Source organism: Streptomyces sp. NPDC090088 (assembly GCF_044747345.1).
Classification (GTDB): domain Bacteria; phylum Actinomycetota; class Actinomycetes; order Streptomycetales; family Streptomycetaceae; genus Streptomyces.
Genome location: NZ_JBIVDZ010000002.1, coordinates 341,687 through 359,298 on the forward strand (window position 1 = coordinate 341,687; position 17,612 = coordinate 359,298).

Annotated in this window: 17 protein-coding genes; 13 read left to right on the forward strand and 4 right to left on the reverse strand. The window is 69.0% G+C overall.

Annotation, left to right across the window (positions count from 1 at the left end; all coding sequences use genetic code 11):
• The 11 genes from rplO to truA all read left to right on the forward strand — a co-directional run bounded on the left by rplO (position 1) and on the right by truA (position 7,997).
• Positions 1-456: a 50S ribosomal protein L15 gene (gene rplO, locus ACIPSJ_RS10285; RefSeq protein ID WP_030745257.1), complete on the forward strand. Its 456-nt coding sequence runs from the start codon at positions 1-3 to the stop codon at positions 454-456.
• A 188-nt stretch (positions 457-644) separates the two neighbouring features.
• Positions 645-1,958, forward strand: coding sequence for a preprotein translocase subunit SecY (secY, locus tag ACIPSJ_RS10290; RefSeq protein WP_355720048.1), 1,314 nt, complete (start codon positions 645-647; stop codon positions 1,956-1,958).
• On the forward strand, positions 1,958-2,626 hold the full coding sequence (locus ACIPSJ_RS10295; RefSeq protein ID WP_359210605.1) for an adenylate kinase: 669 nt from the start codon (positions 1,958-1,960) through the stop codon (positions 2,624-2,626). Before secY ends, ACIPSJ_RS10295 begins: the two co-directional genes overlap by 1 nt.
• A 130-nt stretch (positions 2,627-2,756) precedes the next feature.
• A complete protein-coding gene (gene map / locus ACIPSJ_RS10300) occupies positions 2,757-3,593 on the forward strand; it encodes a type I methionyl aminopeptidase (protein WP_359210608.1) in 837 nt (278 codons plus the stop codon).
• A 238-nt stretch (positions 3,594-3,831) separates the two neighbouring features.
• Positions 3,832-4,053, forward strand: coding sequence for a translation initiation factor IF-1 (gene infA / locus ACIPSJ_RS10305; RefSeq protein WP_003948620.1), 222 nt, complete (start codon positions 3,832-3,834; stop codon positions 4,051-4,053).
• 29 nt (positions 4,054-4,082) lie between these two features.
• Positions 4,083-4,196, forward strand: a complete 114-nt coding sequence (gene rpmJ, locus ACIPSJ_RS10310; protein WP_003998809.1) for a 50S ribosomal protein L36 — start codon at positions 4,083-4,085, stop codon at positions 4,194-4,196.
• A gap of 194 nt (positions 4,197-4,390) precedes the next feature.
• The gene (gene rpsM / locus ACIPSJ_RS10315; protein ID WP_020941684.1) at positions 4,391-4,771 is read left to right on the forward strand and encodes a 30S ribosomal protein S13; all 381 of its coding nucleotides are present in this window, start codon (positions 4,391-4,393) and stop codon (positions 4,769-4,771) included.
• Between the two features lie 65 nt (positions 4,772-4,836).
• Positions 4,837-5,241, forward strand: a complete 405-nt coding sequence (gene rpsK / locus ACIPSJ_RS10320) for a 30S ribosomal protein S11 (protein WP_003956432.1) — start codon at positions 4,837-4,839, stop codon at positions 5,239-5,241.
• A 147-nt stretch (positions 5,242-5,388) separates the two neighbouring features.
• The gene (locus tag ACIPSJ_RS10325; RefSeq protein ID WP_401344984.1) at positions 5,389-6,411 is read left to right on the forward strand and encodes a DNA-directed RNA polymerase subunit alpha; all 1,023 of its coding nucleotides are present in this window, start codon (positions 5,389-5,391) and stop codon (positions 6,409-6,411) included.
• A gap of 86 nt (positions 6,412-6,497) precedes the next feature.
• Positions 6,498-6,998, forward strand: a complete 501-nt coding sequence (rplQ, locus tag ACIPSJ_RS10330) for a 50S ribosomal protein L17 (RefSeq protein ID WP_359215014.1) — start codon at positions 6,498-6,500, stop codon at positions 6,996-6,998.
• A gap of 153 nt (positions 6,999-7,151) precedes the next feature.
• Complete coding sequence (gene truA, locus ACIPSJ_RS10335) at positions 7,152-7,997, forward strand: tRNA pseudouridine(38-40) synthase TruA (protein ID WP_401344986.1); 846 nt, start codon at positions 7,152-7,154, stop codon at positions 7,995-7,997.
• 39 nt (positions 7,998-8,036) lie between these two features.
• Here truA and ACIPSJ_RS10340 read toward each other — a convergent pair whose 3' ends face one another.
• Positions 8,037-9,836 carry a hypothetical protein gene (locus tag ACIPSJ_RS10340; RefSeq protein WP_401344988.1) on the reverse strand — a complete coding sequence of 600 codons (1,800 nt, stop codon included), beginning with the start codon at positions 9,834-9,836 and terminating at the stop codon, positions 8,037-8,039.
• Positions 9,837-10,119: 283 nt separating this feature from the next.
• Here ACIPSJ_RS10340 and ACIPSJ_RS10345 point away from each other — a divergent pair, with 283 nt between their 5' ends.
• Positions 10,120-11,520 carry a polysaccharide deacetylase family protein gene (locus ACIPSJ_RS10345; RefSeq protein WP_401344990.1) on the forward strand — a complete coding sequence of 467 codons (1,401 nt, stop codon included), beginning with the start codon at positions 10,120-10,122 and terminating at the stop codon, positions 11,518-11,520.
• Between the two features lie 6 nt (positions 11,521-11,526).
• On the opposite strand, the gene ACIPSJ_RS10350 is transcribed toward ACIPSJ_RS10345, so the two are convergent.
• Entirely contained in the window at positions 11,527-13,443 is a 1,917-nt protein-coding gene (locus tag ACIPSJ_RS10350; RefSeq protein ID WP_401344992.1) for a glycosyltransferase, read from the reverse strand.
• The gene (locus ACIPSJ_RS10355; protein WP_359215029.1) at positions 13,440-14,711 is read right to left on the reverse strand and encodes a nucleotide sugar dehydrogenase; all 1,272 of its coding nucleotides are present in this window, start codon (positions 14,709-14,711) and stop codon (positions 13,440-13,442) included. Before ACIPSJ_RS10355 ends, ACIPSJ_RS10350 begins: the two co-directional genes overlap by 4 nt.
• A 244-nt stretch (positions 14,712-14,955) precedes the next feature.
• Here ACIPSJ_RS10355 and ACIPSJ_RS10360 point away from each other — a divergent pair, with 244 nt between their 5' ends.
• On the forward strand, positions 14,956-16,380 hold the full coding sequence (locus tag ACIPSJ_RS10360) for a cellulose binding domain-containing protein (protein ID WP_401344995.1): 1,425 nt from the start codon (positions 14,956-14,958) through the stop codon (positions 16,378-16,380).
• Positions 16,381-16,422: 42 nt separating this feature from the next.
• Here the strand turns inward: ACIPSJ_RS10360 and ACIPSJ_RS10365 are convergent, their stop codons facing one another.
• Positions 16,423-17,301 (reverse strand): hypothetical protein, encoded by an 879-nt coding sequence (locus tag ACIPSJ_RS10365; protein WP_359215036.1) that lies wholly within the window; start codon positions 17,299-17,301, stop codon positions 16,423-16,425.
• Positions 17,302-17,612: the final 311 nt, after the last annotated feature.

Below are 17,612 nucleotides of genomic sequence, written 5' to 3' on the forward strand. Positions count from 1 at the left end.
ATGGCGGAGCAGAACCCGCTCAAGATCCACAACCTCCGTCCGGCCCCCGGCGCCAAGACCGCCAAGACCCGTGTCGGTCGTGGTGAGGCGTCGAAGGGTAAGACGGCCGGTCGTGGTACCAAGGGTACGAAGGCCCGTTACCAGGTTCCGGAGCGCTTCGAGGGTGGCCAGATGCCCCTCCACATGCGTCTCCCGAAGCTGAAGGGCTTCAAGAACCCGTTCAAGACCGAGTACCAGGTCGTGAACCTCGACAAGCTGGCCGCGCTGTACCCGGAGGGTGGCGAGGTCACCGTCGAGGGTCTCGTCGCCAAGGGTGCCGTTCGCAAGAACAGCCTCGTCAAGGTCCTCGGCCAGGGTGAGGTCTCCGTGGCGCTGCAGGTGACGGTCGACGCCGTCTCCGGCTCCGCCAAGGAGAAGATCACCGCTGCCGGCGGCACCGTCACCGAGCTCGTCTGAGTCTCTCGGACGTCTCGATGACGTAAGCAACTCCCGACCGGGGATACCTCACAATGGGGTATCCCCGGTTGGTCGTTCCTAGGGGGGCGTGGTCGCCGGTAAGGTGGCCAGCGCTGTTCTCTTTTTCTATTCGTCGAACCTCAGACCGTCACCCTTGACGCAGTTGCGCGGGGGTCGCAGGAGGCACCGTGCTCACCGCGTTCGCCCGGGCGTTCAGGACGCCCGACCTGCGCAAGAAACTGCTCTTCACGCTCGGGATCATCGTGGTGTACCGGGTCGGCACCCATATCCCGATCCCCGGCGTCAACTACAAGGCCGTCCAGACGTGTGTGAACGAGGCCTCCGGCAACCAGGGCCTGTTCGGTCTCGTCAACATGTTCAGCGGCGGCGCGCTGCTCCAGATCACGATCTTCGCGCTCGGCATCATGCCGTACATCACGGCCAGCATCATCCTTCAGCTGCTGACCGTGGTCATCCCGCGCCTGGAGGCCCTGAAGAAGGAGGGCCAGGCGGGTACGGCGAAGATCACGCAGTACACCCGTTACCTGACGGTGGCGCTCGCCATCCTGCAGGGCACCGGACTGGTCGCCACCGCACGCAGCGGCGCCCTCTTCTCCGGCTGCACGGTCGCCTCCAGCATCGTCCCGGACCAGGCGATCTTCACCACCATCACGATGGTCATCTGCATGACCGCCGGCACGGCCGTCGTCATGTGGCTCGGTGAGCTCATCACCGACCGCGGCATCGGCAACGGCATGTCGATCCTGATGTTCATCTCGATCGCCGCGACCTTCCCGTCCGCGCTGTGGGCCATCAAGAAGTCGGGCACCCTGGCCGACGGCTGGATCGAGTTCGGCACGGTCATCGCGGTCGGCCTGATCATGGTCGCCCTGGTGGTCTTCGTCGAGCAGGCCCAGCGCCGGATCCCGGTCCAGTACGCGAAGCGCATGATCGGCCGCCGTTCCTACGGCGGTACGTCCACCTACATCCCGCTCAAGGTGAACCAGGCCGGTGTGATCCCGGTCATCTTCGCCTCGTCGCTGCTGTACATCCCGGCGCTCGTGGCACAGTTCGCCGGCGGCAACTCGGGCTGGAAGCAGTGGATCAGCACGAACCTCACCAAGGGTGACCACCCGATCTACATCACCCTGTACTTCTTGCTGATCGTTTTCTTCGCGTTCTTCTACGTCGCCATCTCCTTCAACCCCGAAGAAGTAGCCGACAACATGAAGAAGTATGGTGGCTTCATCCCGGGCATCCGGGCTGGCCGACCGACCGCTGAGTACCTCTCGTACGTGCTCAACCGGATCACCTGGCCGGGTTCGCTGTATCTGGGCCTGATCGCTCTCGTACCGACGATGGCGTTGGTTGGCTTTGGGGCAAGCCAGAACTTCCCGTTCGGTGGCACCAGCATCCTGATCATCGTGGGTGTGGGCCTCGAAACGGTGAAGCAGATCGAGAGCCAGCTTCAGCAGCGCAATTACGAAGGGTTCCTCCGCTGATGCGAATCGTCCTCGTCGGGCCGCCTGGCGCCGGTAAGGGAACGCAAGCCGTTCGCCTTGCCAAGGAGCTGAAGATCCCGCACATCTCCACGGGCGACCTGTTCCGCGCCAACATCAGCCAGCAGACGGAGCTCGGGAAACTCGCGAAGTCCTACATGGACGCCGGCAACCTCGTCCCCGACGAGGTGACCATCGCGATGGCCAAGGACCGCATGGAGCAGGAGGATGCCGCAGGCGGCTTCCTGCTCGACGGCTTCCCGCGCAACGTCTCGCAGGCCGAGGCGCTCGACGAGCTGCTGAAGGCCGAGACGATCAAGCTGGACGCGGTGCTCGACCTCGAGGTCCCGGAGGACGAGGTCGTCAAGCGGATCGCCGGCCGCCGGCTGTGCCGCAACAAGGCGGACCACGTCTTCCACGTGACGTACAGCCCGCCGAAGACCGAGGGTGTCTGCGACATCTGCGGCGGCGAGCTCTACCAGCGTGACGACGACTCCGAGGACACCGTCCGCACGCGGCTCGAGGTCTACCACACGCAGACCGAGCCCATCATCGACTACTACAAGGCACAGGGCCTGGTCGCCACGATCTCCGCCCTGGGCCCGGTCGACGAGGTCACCAAGCGCGCACTGGACGCGCTGGGGCGTGACGACGAGGACGACGAGAAGTAGTTCCACGGCGGTTCCGGCCGCGGTGCCCTCCCCCGGATCAGGTCCGGGGGGACCCCAGGGCGCCGCGGCCGTACTGTTGTCCAGGTATCCGGTTGACGTTGACGTGAGTGACGGAGAGCGCAGGCCCCCCATGGTGCAGATCAAGACCTCCGAGCAGATCGCCAGAATGCGGGCGGCGGGCCTGGTCGTCGCCGCCATCCACGCGGCGACGCGTACCGCCGCGGTCCCCGGGGCCAGCACCAAGGACCTGGACGAGGTGGCCCGCAAGGTCCTCGCCGAGCACGGTGCCAAGTCGAACTTCCTCGGCTACGGCGGTTTCCCGGCCACCATCTGCACGTCCGTCAACGACGTGGTCGTCCACGGCATCCCTTCGGAGGATGTCGTTCTCAAGGACGGCGACATCATCTCCATCGACTGCGGCGCGATCGTCGACGGCTGGCACGGCGACGCGGCGTACACCGCGTTCGTGGGCTCCGGCCACGCTCCGGAGCTGATCGAGCTCTCCCGGGTGACCGAGGAGTCGATGTGGGCCGGCATCGCGGCGATGAAGCAGGGCAGCCGCCTGGTGGACGTGTCCCGGGCGATCGAGACGTACATCCGCCGGCAGCCGAAGCCGGGCGGCGGCAAGTACGGGATCATCGAGGACTACGGCGGCCACGGCATCGGCACCGAGATGCACATGGACCCGCACCTGCTGAACTACGTCGACCGGCGGCGTGGCAAGGGGCCGAAGCTGGTGCCCGGGTTCTGCCTGGCCATCGAGCCGATGGTGTCCCTGGGGACGCCGCGGACGGAGGTCCTGGAGGACGACTGGACCGTCATCACGACGGACGGGACGTGGTCGTCGCACTGGGAGCACAGCGTTGCACTGACCGAGGCCGGGCCGCTTGTGCTGACGGCGCCCGACGGGGGCAGGGCCAAGCTGGCCGAACTGGGGATCACGGCTGCGCCGGATCCGCTGGGCTGAGCACCGTTTGAAGCCGCGGCTCCGGTGAGGGCTGAGCGCGCAGTTCCCCGCGCCCCTGAAGGGGCGCTTCAGCGGGGCGCGCTTAATGATCTGCCGTATGGGGCAGGCTTTCTCGATTCGTCTTTCCGGGTGTGCTGACGTAGACTGACTCGTCGGCTCTCGTGCACCCGCATGTCCGCATGCCCCCGAGAGGGGAAGTGCGGGAGTCGATCAAGGTAGTCGATTCGAAGGGCGAAGCGTGGCCAAGAAGCAAGGTGCCATCGAGATCGAGGGCACTGTCGTCGAGTCTCTTCCGAACGCCATGTTCAAGGTCGAGCTCCAGAACGGCCACCAGGTCCTGGCACACATCAGCGGCAAGATGCGTATGCACTACATCCGCATCCTCCCTGACGACCGGGTCGTGGTGGAGCTGTCTCCGTACGACCTGACGCGTGGCCGGATCGTCTACCGCTACAAGTAGATCCCTCTGACTCGGAGAACCTCAATCCCATGAAGGTCAAGCCGAGCGTCAAGAAGATCTGCGACAAGTGCAGGGTGATCCGCCGTCACGGTCGGGTCATGGTCATTTGCGAGAACCCGCGCCACAAGCAGCGCCAGGGCTGACGCACGACCGATCCCTCTGCATCGACATCGCAGAGATTCGCGCGACGCGAGCTGAATTTGTTCATACGCAGGACCCAGGTGCCTCAGGCGCCTGACACCCCCGGTTCGGAGGCCGGGGACCCAGTTCGTACCTGGTACGGCGGCTGGGAACCGGTTCTGCGGAAGACCTCCGAAGATCACCAGGAGCCATTGAAGTGGCACGCGTTTCCGGTGTTGACATCCCGCGCGAAAAGCGCGTGGAGGTCGCCCTCACCTACGTGTTCGGCATCGGCCGGACGCTCTCCCAGCTGACGCTGGCCGAGACCGGTATCGACCCGAACACCCGTGTTCGCGACCTGACCGAAGAGCAGCTGGTCGCCATCCGCGAGTACGTCGACAACAACATCAAGACCGAGGGTGACCTCCGTCGCGAGATCCAGGCCGACATCCGCCGCAAGGTCGAGATCGGCTGCTACCAGGGTCTGCGTCACCGTCGCGGTCTGCCCGTCCGCGGTCAGCGCACCAGCACGAACGCCCGCACCCGCAAGGGCCCGCGTCGCGCCATCGCCGGCAAGAAGAAGCCGGGCAAGAAGTAGTCCGCAGCGGACCTCTGTCCACGGTCTTCGCTGTAGGACCGACCACCTCCCGTAGGAGTTAGTAGATGCCCCCCAAGGGTCGTCAGGGCGCTGCCAAGAAGGTGCGCCGCAAGGAAAAGAAGAACGTCGCTCACGGCCACGCGCACATCAAGAGCACGTTCAACAACACGATCGTCTCGATCACGGACCCGTCCGGCAACGTGATTTCCTGGGCCTCCGCCGGCCACGTCGGCTTCAAGGGTTCCCGGAAGTCCACGCCGTTCGCCGCGCAGATGGCCGCCGAGTCGGCTGCCCGCCGCGCCCAGGAGCACGGCATGCGCAAGGTCGACGTGTTCGTGAAGGGCCCGGGTTCCGGTCGTGAGACCGCGATCCGCTCCCTGCAGGCCACGGGCCTCGAGGTCGGCTCCATCCAGGACGTCACCCCGACCCCGCACAACGGCTGCCGTCCGCCGAAGCGCCGTCGCGTCTGACGTCGCTTCGCAGGGCTGCCCGGGCGGTACGGCTCCGTAAGGGGCGTACCGCCCGTACCCTTGCAGTACCCCGTGCTGTGTGTATGCGGCGCGGTCCCGTAGGACGTCAAATAGCGGGCGTCCACGAAAGAAGGATCTGATCCACACATGCTGATCGCTCAGCGTCCCTCGTTGGCCGAAGAGGTCGTCGACGAATTCCGCTCCCGGTTCGTGATCGAGCCGCTGGAGCCGGGCTTCGGCTACACCCTCGGCAACTCCCTTCGCCGTACCCTCCTGTCCTCGATTCCCGGCGCTGCTGTCACCAGCATCCGGATCGACGGCGTGCTGCACGAGTTCACCACCGTGCCGGGCGTCAAGGAGGACGTCACCGACCTGATCCTCAACATCAAGCAGCTGGTCGTCTCCTCGGAGCACGACGAGCCGGTCGTGATGTACCTGCGCAAGCAGGGTCCGGGTCTGGTCACCGCCGCCGACATCGCGCCCCCGGCCGGTGTCGAGGTGCACAACCCCGATCTGGTCCTGGCCGCGCTCAACGGCAAGGGCAAGCTGGAGATGGAGCTGACGGTCGAGCGTGGCCGCGGTTACGTCTCCGCCGTGCAGAACAAGCAGGTGGGTCAGGAGATCGGCCGGATTCCGGTCGACTCCATCTACAGCCCCGTGCTGAAGGTGACGTACAAGGTCGAGGCCACGCGTGTCGAGCAGCGGACCGACTTCGACAAGCTGATCGTCGACGTCGAGACGAAGCAGGCCATGCGGCCGCGTGACGCCATGGCGTCGGCCGGCAAGACCCTGGTGGAGCTGTTCGGTCTCGCCCGCGAGCTGAACATCGACGCCGAGGGCATCGACATGGGCCCGTCCCCCACGGACGCGGCGCTGGCGGCCGACCTCGCGCTCCCGATCGAGGAGCTCGAGCTGACCGTCCGGTCCTACAACTGCCTCAAGCGCGAGGGCATCCACTCCGTGGGTGAGCTCGTGGCACGTTCCGAGGCGGACCTCCTGGACATCCGCAACTTCGGTGCGAAGTCCATCGACGAGGTCAAGGCGAAGCTGGCCGGCATGGGCCTGGCCCTCAAGGACAGCCCGCCCGGATTCGACCCCACGGCCGCCGCCGACGCCTTCGGCGCCGACGACGACGCGGACGCGGGTTTCGTGGAGACCGAGCAGTACTGATCGGTCGTATGCCGATGGGCAGCCGCTCATCGGGTTCCTGACTCCGGTACCTGACACGGCCGGGGCAGACACACAGGAGAAGAACAATGCCGAAGCCCACCAAGGGTGCCCGTCTGGGCGGCAGCGCCGCGCACGAGAAGCTGCTCCTCGCGAACCTCGCGAAGTCGCTGTTCGAGCACGGCCGGATCACCACCACCGAGGCGAAGGCCCGCCGCCTGCGCCCGTACGCCGAGCGTCTGGTCACCAAGGCGAAGAAGGGCGACCTTCACAACCGCCGTCAGGTGCTCCAGGTCATCACGGACAAGAGCATCGTGCACACGCTCTTCACCGAGATCGGCCCGCGCTACGAGAACCGTCCGGGTGGCTACACCCGTATCACCAAGATCGGTAACCGCCGTGGCGACAACGCGCCCATGGCTGTCATCGAGCTGGTCGAGGCGCTGACGGTCGCGCAGCAGGCCACCGGCGAGGCCGAGGCCGCCACCAAGCGTGCGGTCAAGGAGGCCGAGGAGACCAAGGTCGAGGAGACCAAGGTCGACGAGGTCGAGGAGACCGAGGCTGCCGCCGAGGAGACCAAGGAGGCGTAAGCCGTCCTTTGGCTGCCGGTCTGTTGTGGCTGGTCGCGCCCGCGCGGCGGAGCCGCATGACGATGCAGTCCCGCGCCCCTGACGGGGCGCGTGAGTGGGTCCGTTCCTTTCGAGGGGCGGGCCCACTTTTTTCGTGCCTGAGAGGATTCTTCCGTGAGTGACGAAGCGCAGCCCGGTCATGTCCGTGTCCGTCTCGACCTGTCGTACGACGGGTCCCATTTCCACGGCTGGGCCAAGCAGGCCGGCGGGAAGCGGACCGTGCAGGGGGAGATCGAGGACGCGCTGCGGGTCGTCACGCGGTCGCAGGAGACGGTGTACGAGCTGACGGTGGCCGGGCGTACGGATGCCGGGGTGCACGCGCGGGGGCAGGTGGCGCATGTCGATCTGCCGGCCGGGGTGTGGGAGGAGCAGCGGGAGAAGCTGCTGAAGCGACTGGCCGGGCGGCTGCCCAAGGATGTGCGGGTGTGGTCGCTGGGTGAGGCGCCGGCGGGGTTCAACGCGCGGTTCGCGGCGCTGTGGCGGCGGTACGTGTACCGGGTCGGGGACCGGCCGGGCGGTGTGGACCCGCTGCTGCGCAACCACGTGCTGTGGCACGACTGGGAGCTGGACGTCGACGTCATGGACGCGGCGGCCGGGTCGCTGATCGGGGAGCACGACTTCGCGGCGTACGCGAAGAAGCGGGAGGGAGCCTCGACCGTCCGGGAGATCTTCGACTTCGGGGTGCGCCGTACCGCGGACGGGGTCGTCGAGATCGAGGTCCGGGCCGACGCGTTCTGCCACAACCAGGTGCGGTCGATGGTCGGCGCGCTGCTGTTCGTGGGGGACGGGCACCGGGGCGTGGAGTGGCCGCGGAAGGTGCTGGACGCGGGGGTGCGGGACAGCGCGGTGCATGTCGTACGACCGCACGGGCTGACGCTGGAGGAGGTCGCGTACCCGGCCGACGACCAGCTCGCGGAGCGGCAGCGGCAGGCCCGCCGGGTGCGGGGGCAGGTGCACTGACGGAGGCTCCACGGGCCGTGGAGCCTCCGTCGTCCGGGGTCAGTCGTGCGAGCGGAAGCGGGTCCGCAGCCGGGGCGCGACCCGCAGGACGGCCCAGCCGGCCGCGGCCAGGGCCACGGCCGCCGCGGCGAGGGTGCCGATGTCCCCGGCACCGGTCAGCGCCAGGTCGCCCGCGCCGCCGTCATCGCCGTCCGAGGCACCCGGCGCGGCCTGACCCGTCCCCGAAGGACTCGGACTCGGCGACGGGGAGGCCTCGTCGGCCGCGGTGACCTTGAGGGTGAAGCGGGCCGTGGCGTCGGCGGCGGTGGCCGTGACGGTGTAGGTGCCCGTTCTCTCCCCGGCGACCAGCTCGGGGGCCGAGGCCTCGCCGTCGGCGTCCGTGGTCACGCTCACCGTCCGCTCGTCGCCCTTGAACACCGGGGCGCCGTCCGCGTCGCTCCGCACGCGGAACTCCACCACGGTGCCCGCCGCCCTGGCACCGGCCGCGCTGACCGCGACGCTCAGCGGCTCGGCGAAGGACGCGCCGGGCCGGGCCTGCTGTCCGTCGCCGCCGGTGATCTCGATGCTGTGGGCCGTCTCGCCCACGTGGGCGGTGAACGTCGTCGAGACGTTCCCCGAGGTGGCCCGCACGCCGAAGTCGCCCTCGGTGTCACCGGCGGTGACGCGCGGGGAGCGCGCGCGGCCCTGGGTGTCCGTCGTCACCTCGGTCGCGTCCCCGTCGAACGTCACTCCGAGGCCGTCGGGGTCCTCCAGGGCGAACGTCACCTTCTGGTCCGCCAGTGGCTCGCCTTCCTTGTCGCGGGCCACGACCGCGAAGGGGGCGGACACCCCGTTCGGGGCGATGGTCTGGCCGTCGCCGGACTCCCGGGTCAGTTCCGCCGGTACGGGAGCGGGCTGCTCGGCCGCCGTCCACTGGAGCACCACGCGGCCGTCGCCGCCGGGACCGTTGGGGCCGCCCTCGGCGACGCCGGACAGGACCGGGTCGTCGAACGGGCTGGGCGCCCAGAACGGGTCGTTCTTCGCCGGCGGCACGGTGGTGTCGCTGCCCAGCATCCGCACGCCGGTGGTGCGGACGGGGTCGGCGTAGCTGGAGCCGCCACCGCCGCTGCCGCTGTCGCCGTCGGAGTCGGTGCCCGCTCCGCCGCCACCGCCTGCGTAGCCCGCGCCGCCGCCTCCCGCGCTGTCACCGCCCGCACCGCCGGCGCCGCCCTGCGGGTGGTCGGCACCGGCCGCTCCGCCCGGGCCGCCCGCCGCTCCGCCCCGGCCGCCCTTCGCGCCCTTGCCGCCGAGGTTCGTCTCGACCGCGTCCTGGCCGTCCGGGGCACCGGCGCCGCCGGCCCGGCCCACCCCTCTGACGCCGCCCCCGCCGCCACCGCCCCCGCCGGCGACGACCAGGGCGGAGCCGTCGGCGGCCCGGACCGCGGAGCTGGCGCCTCCCTTCTCGCCCCACCTGCCGCCGCCCTTGCCGCCGAGAGCGTCGCCGTAGCTGTCGCCGTAGGAGAAGCCGCCGACCTTGACGGCCAGGTGCTCACCGGGTGTGACCGTGAGCGAGCCTGCCACGTACGCGCCCGCTCCGCCGTTGGCGAAGGGGCCGCCGTCCCCGCCCTCGCCCCAAGCCCGGAAGTCCAGCCGTGCCACCCCGGCCGGGACCTGGAAGTCCTCGGCGGCGCCGGTGAACGAGAAGATCCGGCAGTCGGTGAAGCCCTCCGTCGGTGTGCACGAGTCGTCGTCGGCCGCGACGGCCGGCCAGGCTCCGCCGACCCCCAGGCCTGCCATGAGCAGCGCGGCCGCACCGATGGCGCGGCCGCCGTGGCGCAGCACAAAAGAACGTTTCTGCATGATCCCCTCCGGTGTCACGTGTACACAGCCCCCCCCCCGGGGGCTTACGAGGACTCGGCGGGGAGACGGGATTCCCTGGCGCGTGCCGGCCCGTGAAAGGAGGAAAGGGCCGCGCGAATCATCCCCACCGATCAATGCGATTTTACTGTCACTGCAGCCACTTTGAACACATGGATTACGAACGGCTGCGCAAGGGCGGGGTGTTGGGGGATAACTGTGTCCGAGGTGGACGTCGTGTCGAGTGGGGGTCGCGTTGCGTAAGAGAATATGGAATTCCGTTTCTGTGGACCGGCGTTCCGCGCTGCGTTTCGCGGGTCTCGGCGGTCTGGCCGCGGCCGGCGGGGCCGGTGCGGCGGGCATGCCGGTCACCGCGAGTGCCGCCCCTCTCGACGCTCTGGCGGCACCGCCGTACGCCCCGAGCGGACGGCGGCCGCGCTATCGCCGGGCGAGCTGGAGCCAGCAGTTCCAGCCGGGGCACGGCTGGTCGGCGGGTGGCGCGGGCACCGCCTCGGCGAACCCGGGTGACACCGCCGTCTTCACCCGCGGCAGCCAGTCGATCCGTGTGACGACCGCGGGCAGCGGCGTCCAGTCGTACGTGCGCAGGACGGGGATGGACGGCCTGGACCTGTCCGCCAGGATGATCAGGCTCGTCTTCCGGGTCGCGGACGTCACCCATCTCAGCAGAGTGGCCTTCTACTTGGGCACCGACGGGCTGAAGAACGTCTTCGGCTGGCGGTTGCACACGCATTCGGCGACCGCGGCCAACTACGTCCAGTCCGGGGAGTGGGTGACCGTCAACCTGCAGTGGTCCGACGTCACCACCGCGTCCGGCTCGTACTCGCTCTCCGCGCAGGGCGAACCGTCGGTACGGTCGGGCTTCACCGACATGTCGTTCGCCGTCTACGACGACGCGGCGGGGCCCGTGACGTACCACCTGCAGGCGATCGAGCTGGTGCCCGCCGCCACCACCGTGTTCCCCCGAGGCGCGGTGTCCGTCACGTTCGACGACTCGCACGTGTCCGTGCACGACCTCGCCCGGCCCGTCATGGACCCCTACGGAATCCCGGGCACGGTCTACAACATCGCGGACGCGGTGGGCACCGCCTCCTGCCTGGACCTCGGGAAGATGCGCTCGCTCCAGGACTCTTCCGGCTGGGAAATGGCCGGACACGCCTATGCCACCGCGGCGCACGCGGCGGGCTATGCCCAACTGTCGGCACAACAGGTGGACGACGATTTCCGGAAGCTCCGGGAATGGCTGGTCGGAAACGGATTCACCAGCGAGCACTTCGCCTATCCGCACGGCGTTTTCCAGAAGACCACGGACGGCGTACCCGTCGATCTGCTCGCGGGCCGCCATTTCAGTACGGCCCGCTCCATTGCCTTCGACACCGTCGAGAGTTTCGCGCCGGCCATGCCCTACCGGCTCAAGGCGCTGACCGGTGTCACCGACGGGCCGGGTGTCGGGGGCACCACGCTGGCCAACGTGATCGGTGCCGGCGGGCCGCTCGACCGGTGTGCCCGCGGCGGCTGGCTCATCCTCTGCCTGCACAAGGTCGTCGCGGGTACACCGGCGGCGAGCACCGAGATCAGCCAGGCGGGTCTGCGTCAGCTGATGACGGAGATCCAGAAACGCGGGATCGCGGTGCTCACCGTCCAGGAGGCGATGGCGTACTACAGCTGACCTCGGTCAGCGGTGGCCGCCGAACCAGCCGTCGTCCTGCTGTCCGGACGCGTAGGTCTCGTTCTCCGGGGTCCACTGCCCGCCCTGCGAGTGGTCGGGTGCCTGCGGCTGCTGAGGGATGTGCGGGATGTACGGCTGGCCGCCGTAGACCGGGCCGTGCCCCTGGACGTGCCCCTGCCCATGCCCCTGCCCATGCCCCTGCCCATGCCCCTGGCCCTGCTCCGGTACCTGGCCCTGCTGCCACTGGCCGTACGGCTGTGCGGGCTGCTGCTGGTACTGGCCGGCGTACGGATCGTGGGCGACGGGCTGCGGCTGCTGTGTCACGCCGTTCCAGGCGACGGGCGGCTGGGGGCTCCGGCCCAGCTCCCGCAGCTCGTCCTCGCTGTGCTGGGTGTAGGCCTGGGCCGGGACGGCCTCCGGGTGCCGCCCGGAGGCGTGCGGAGCCGTGCGGGCCAGGGCGATGCCCTCCAGCCGCATCATCTCGATCGTGGAGGAGACCTGCGAGGAGGAGTACTCGTCCTCTTCCTCCCAGACCGCCGAGACGTCCTGCTCGTGGCCGCCGGCGACCGAGACCTCGACACCGCCCTGGCGGGTGCCCCAGGTGCCCTTGCCGAGGGTGAGCAGGGCGTAGAAGCGCAGCGGGGTGAGCAGCAGCAGCTGGATGACGCCGTACAGCGGAGCCAGCAGGAACATGCCGAACCGCTTGATGAAGCCCATGCCCCGGCGCGGGAAGTCGAGGTACCGGACGTTGCGCAGGTACCCCATGAGGACCATGAAGACCAGGTAGTCGCCGATGTGGCCGACGAACCGCTCGGGGTGCATGGCCGGCAGGACGACCATCGAGTAGAACATCGCGGTGCCGAAGATCAGCCACAGCGCGAGTTCCATGCAGGTCAGCCAGAAGGCGGGCCGGTACTTCTTCTGGTTCCTGAAGGCCCACAGGGACTCCCGGAAGAAGGACTTGTTCCAGCGCACCTGCTGACGCAGGAAGTGCGGGAGCTTCTCGGGGACGGCTGTGTAGCCGACGGCCGTCTCCTGGAAGACCACCTGCCCTTCCATCAGGGCGTAGTTCGTCATCCGGCGGTCGTCGCCGAAGACGGCGGGCTTGCCGAGGAACTGCTGGTTGAGGAAGTCCGGCAGGTACTTGCGGACCAGCGTGCCGCGGTACACGGAGAGCGCGCCGCAGCAGCACAGGACCGACTTCAGCCGGGAGTAGGCGGCCCGTTCGAAGAGGAACGAGTTGCCGTACCGCAGGTCCTGGAGCCGGGTGAAGATGTTGGTGTCGTGGTTGAGCGCGAGCACCATGCCGGTGGAGGCCATGACCTTCTCCTCGGCCATGGGCAGCAGCAGCTCACGGACCGTGTCACGGGAGAGGATGGTGTCGGAGTCCACGCACAGGAACAGGTCGGAGTAGGGCGCCGACTCGAAGCCGAGGGCGAGGGCCTCGCGCTTGCCCTTGTTCTCGGGCTGCACGCTGACCGTGTACTTCACGCCGCGCGCCTCGAAGTCGCGGCGCAGCTTCTTGGCGGCCTTGATGCCGGACGGGTTCGCGCTGCAGTCGTCGATGATGTGGACCTCGTTGGGCAGCCGGCTCTGCGCGAGGAGGCTGCGCATGCCCTGCTCGAACATCACCGGGTCCTCGTTGTAGATCGGGATGACCGCGGTGACCCAGGAGTTGTCCAGGAGCAGCAGCTCCTCGCGGTCCGCCTTGGCGGGCCGGTAGAACAGCGCCCCGAACATCTTCAGGGTGAGCAGCCCGAGCGCGCCGAACGAGTAGGCGTGCAGCGAGTGCGGGTCCAGCTTGGTGACGATGACGGCGGCGATCGCGAGGAAGACGAAGTACGACACCTTCAGGTGCCGTTTGCGCCGGTGGCGACGGCGGTCGTCGCTGTCGAGGGCGCCGGGTGCGTAGCCGTCGCTCACAGCCGGACCACCTGGGGGTGGTCGGCCGTCCTGCCGCGGGTGTCGAACAGCAGCCGGGCGTGGTCGGCCAGCGGGCCGAGGTCGAACTCGCTGTGCTGCTGGAGAAGGATGGTCAGGTCCGCCTGCTCGGCTCCCGCGAGGTGGTCCTCGACGCGGGGCACGGCGACGCCCTCGACGGTCCACTCGGGCACGCGGGGGTCGCAGTAGGAGAGGTCGGCGCCGCGTTCGAGCAGCAGTTCCGCGACGTCCATGGCGGGGGACTCCCGCTGGTCGGAGATGTCCGGCTTGTAGGTGACGCCGAGCAGCAGGACGCGCGAGCCGCGGATCGGCTTGCCCTGCTGGTTGAGCAGGTCGGCGGCGCGCGAGACGACATGGGCGGGCATCCGCTGGTTGATCTCCTGGGCCAGCTCCACGAAGCGGAACGGGATGCCGAGCGAACGCACCTTGTACGACAGGTAGTTGGGGTCGATCGGGATGCAGTGGCCGCCGACGCCCGGGCCCGGGTAGAACGGCGCGAAACCGAACGGCTTGCTGGAGGCGCAGCGGATGGCGTCCCACAGGTCGACGTCGATCTCGCGGCAGAACATCGCCATCTCGTTGACGAGGGCGATGTTCACGTGCCGGTAGGTGTTCTCCAGGAGCTTGGCCATCTCGGCCTCGCGGGTGCCCTTGGCCTCCACCACGCTGCCCACGAAGCGCTCGTACAGGGCGCGGGCCGCCTTGGTGCAGTCCGGGGTGGCGCCGCCGACGACCTTCGGGGTGTTCTCCAGGCCGTACCGGGGGTTGCCCGGGTCGATGCGCTCGGGAGAGAAGGCGAGGTGGAAGTCGGTGCCCGCCCGCAGCCCGCCGGCCTCCAGGCGGGGGCGCACCACCTCGTCGGTGGTGCCCGGGTACGTGGTGGACTCCAGGACGACCAGCGTGCCCGGGGTCAGATGGGCCGCGATGTCCGCGACGGCGGCGTCCACCGCCGCGAGGTTGGGCGCGCCGTGCTCGGTCAGCGGTGTGGGCACGCAGATCACGACCGCCGCGGCGTCCGCGATGACCTCGGGCGACGCGACCGCGCGGAACCCCCGGTCGAGCATGCCGCGCACGTCCGCGTCACTGATGTCGTCGACGTGTGAGGAGCCCGAGTTCAGCCCTTGTACGACGGGCGCGCTGCGGTCGAGTCCCACGACCTTCAGACCGGCGCCACTGGCCGCCCGCGCCAGGGGCAGCCCTACGTAGCCGAGCCCGATGATCACGAGATCGACGGAGAATCTTCGGTTCACCTGATGAATCCCACCCTCGGCGCCGACCCCCCGCTGAGCTCCGATGGCAAGCGCACAGTCATCAATCGAATACAGGAGCGAGGATCGTAACAACGTCTCCATGGGTCCTGCATATATCCACCATGGTTGTGATTCTCACGTTGAATCCCGTACAACCTTTGGCCGCCGTCGTGGGTCGCTCCGTCTGTCGTCGGCCGCGCCCTCGACCACACCCCCTCTCCGCCGACCTGAAGGAGTCCTCGTCGTGGCGTCCTCTCGCCGTCAGCCCCGCCGCCCCAGCCGGGCCGGCCGAGTGCTGAAGGCCCTGCTGCTGGTGGCCGTCCTGGTGGGCGGCGGGCTGGCCGCCAAGCCGGTGTGGCGTCACCTCCATCCGGAGCCGCCGGAGCTCACCGTCCGGTACCGCACGGCGACCGCGGCCAAGGCCGATGCCGTCCGCCCGTGGCTGGAGGTCTTCAACACCTCCGACAAGCGCGTGCCGCTGAGCCGGGTGGCGCTGCGGTACTACTTCACGGCCGACGACGACGCGGCGTACGCCTTCAACTGCGTGGAGGCCGCCGTGGGGTGCTCGAACCTCACCGGGACCGTGGTCGCCATGGACACGCCCCACGACGGGGCCGACCACTACCTGGAGCTCGGCTTCACCGGCGCGGCCGGGGCGCTGGAGCCCGGCGCGAACAGCCGGGGACTGGAGATCCAGCTCTACCGGACCGACCAGAAACCGGTCAGTCAGGACGGCGACTGGTCCTTCGACGCCGCCAAGCGGACCTATCAGAAGTCCGACCGGATCCCCGCGTACGACAGCGGCGCCCTGGTGTGGGGCGAGGAGCCCGGCGGCAAGGCTGCCGAGGCCTCGGCCACGCCCTCGGCCAAGGCGGCGGCGCAGGCTCCGGAAGGGGGGTTCTTCGACGACTTCGACTACCGCGGCCCGAAGGACACCGCCCTGTTCAAGCACGGCTGGCTGGTGCGGACCAGCGAGGGAGGCCCCGGGATCGACGGCACCTGGAAGGCGGACGGCATCTCCTTCCCGGCCGGCGACAAGGCGGCCGGCGGGCAGGTGCTCGACCTGCGCGCCGCCACCGACGGCACAAAGGCGGGCACCCGGCAGGCCGCCCTCGGGACCAAGGAGGCCAAGTTCCGCACCGGCACCTACGCCGCGCGCATCCACTTCACCGACAAGCCGACGACCGGCGACAACGGCGACCACGTCAACCAGGCGTTCTTCACCATCGGCGGGTCGGGCGACAAGTACAGCGAGCTCGACAACGAGTACATGCCGAACGGCGGCTGGGGCGCGCCCGGACCGAAGCTGGACACCACCACCTGGCGCAACGCCGACGAGGGCGACCGTGTCACGCACAAGACGATGCGGAGCCTGGCCGGCTGGCACACCGTGCTGATCACGGTCCGCAAGGACTCCGTCACGTACAGCGTCGACGGCCGGACCCTCTACCGCAGCGGCGCCGACTACGCGCCGCGCGCCGACATGGCGATCAACTTCAACACCTGGTTCGTCGATCTGCCGTTCACCGGTGAGCGCGCCTGGGACATGAAGGTCGACTGGTTCTACTACCAGAACGGCGAGTCGCTCACGGTGAAGGAGGCCGAGCGGGCCGCCCGGGGCTTCCGGGACGGCGGCCTGGGCTACTTCGACACGCTGTCCGCCTCCTGAGCGGCCGCCCTCCGCCGCGGCGGAGGGCGGGTGGCGGCCCGGCTAGCCCTGGGCCGCCGCGGACGCCTGGGCCTCGCCGCGCCGGCGGATCTGGCGGAAGGTGAACTCCGCCAGGTCGTCACCGGTCTGGAAGACCTTGGTGTCCTTGGTGGTGACGTCCTTGCCGTTGAGGAAGCCGGTGGTGGTGAAGTAGGCGTAGCGGCCGTAGGAATTGGTCGTCGTACGGCAGACGCCCGAGTCGCAGAAGGGCTTCACGCCGGAGCCGGACAGGGCCGCGACGAAGCCCTTCTTGTCGGCCTCGGTCTTGGCCTTGCTCGCCTGGGCCTCGGTGTTGAAGACGGCCACCCCGACCGTGACCGCGACGCCGTCCTTGAAGTAGGTGACGCGCAGCACACGGGTGCAGTTGTTCTTGGTGAGGACGCTCGGGAGCGTGCCCTTGGCGACCGACGCGCACTTCTTGGTGTCGGCCGTGGGGCCCTTCTTGTAGACCGTCTCGCCCATGGTCAGCTGGGTGCCCGGGAAGAGGGTCTCGGCGCTCAGCGGCGCCGTGTCCTTCTGCACGCTGCCTATGAACTCCTCCGGGTCCAGCGGTGGCGGCGCGCTGGTCGGCGCGAAAGACGGCGCCGGGTCGGCCGAGTCGCTCGGGAGCGAGGCGCTCGCGGGCAGGTTCGAGGGCGTGCCGGAGGCGTTGTTGTCGCCGTTCGCGGACACCACGGCCATGGCGACGGCGGTGCCGATCGCCAGCGTGGCGACCACGCCGCCGCCGATGAACAGCACGCGGCGCCGTTTGTTCCGCGTTTCCGACGCGTCGGCGAGCGCGGCCCAGTCCGGGGTCGGCCCGGAACTGTCGCGCCAGGGCTGCTGAGACTGCGGTTTCCAGGGATCCCACTGGGACTGGGGTCCCCCCTGCCCATAACTCATGGGGCGCATCTTAGACGGGCGGCGAGGGGTACCGGTGCGACAGTACGAACGGTGATAGTGGACCTTTGGGGGCGAGACGGCGCATCCCGGCCGCGCCGGTCGCCCCGAGCTCGTTTTGACCCGTCCGGGGGCGCCCTTGTAGGCTTGCTCTTCGTTGTGTATTGGCTCGCTCGTTTCTCACGAGAGAGGCCTCTACCTAGGTTCCCTGGAGCAGTTACCAGTGGGCGGCATACGGGCAGTGGTCCCGGCATATTTGTCGTCCCCAGCTGCACGATCGCTTCAGTGATGCCATGTGTCAGCACCCATCCACT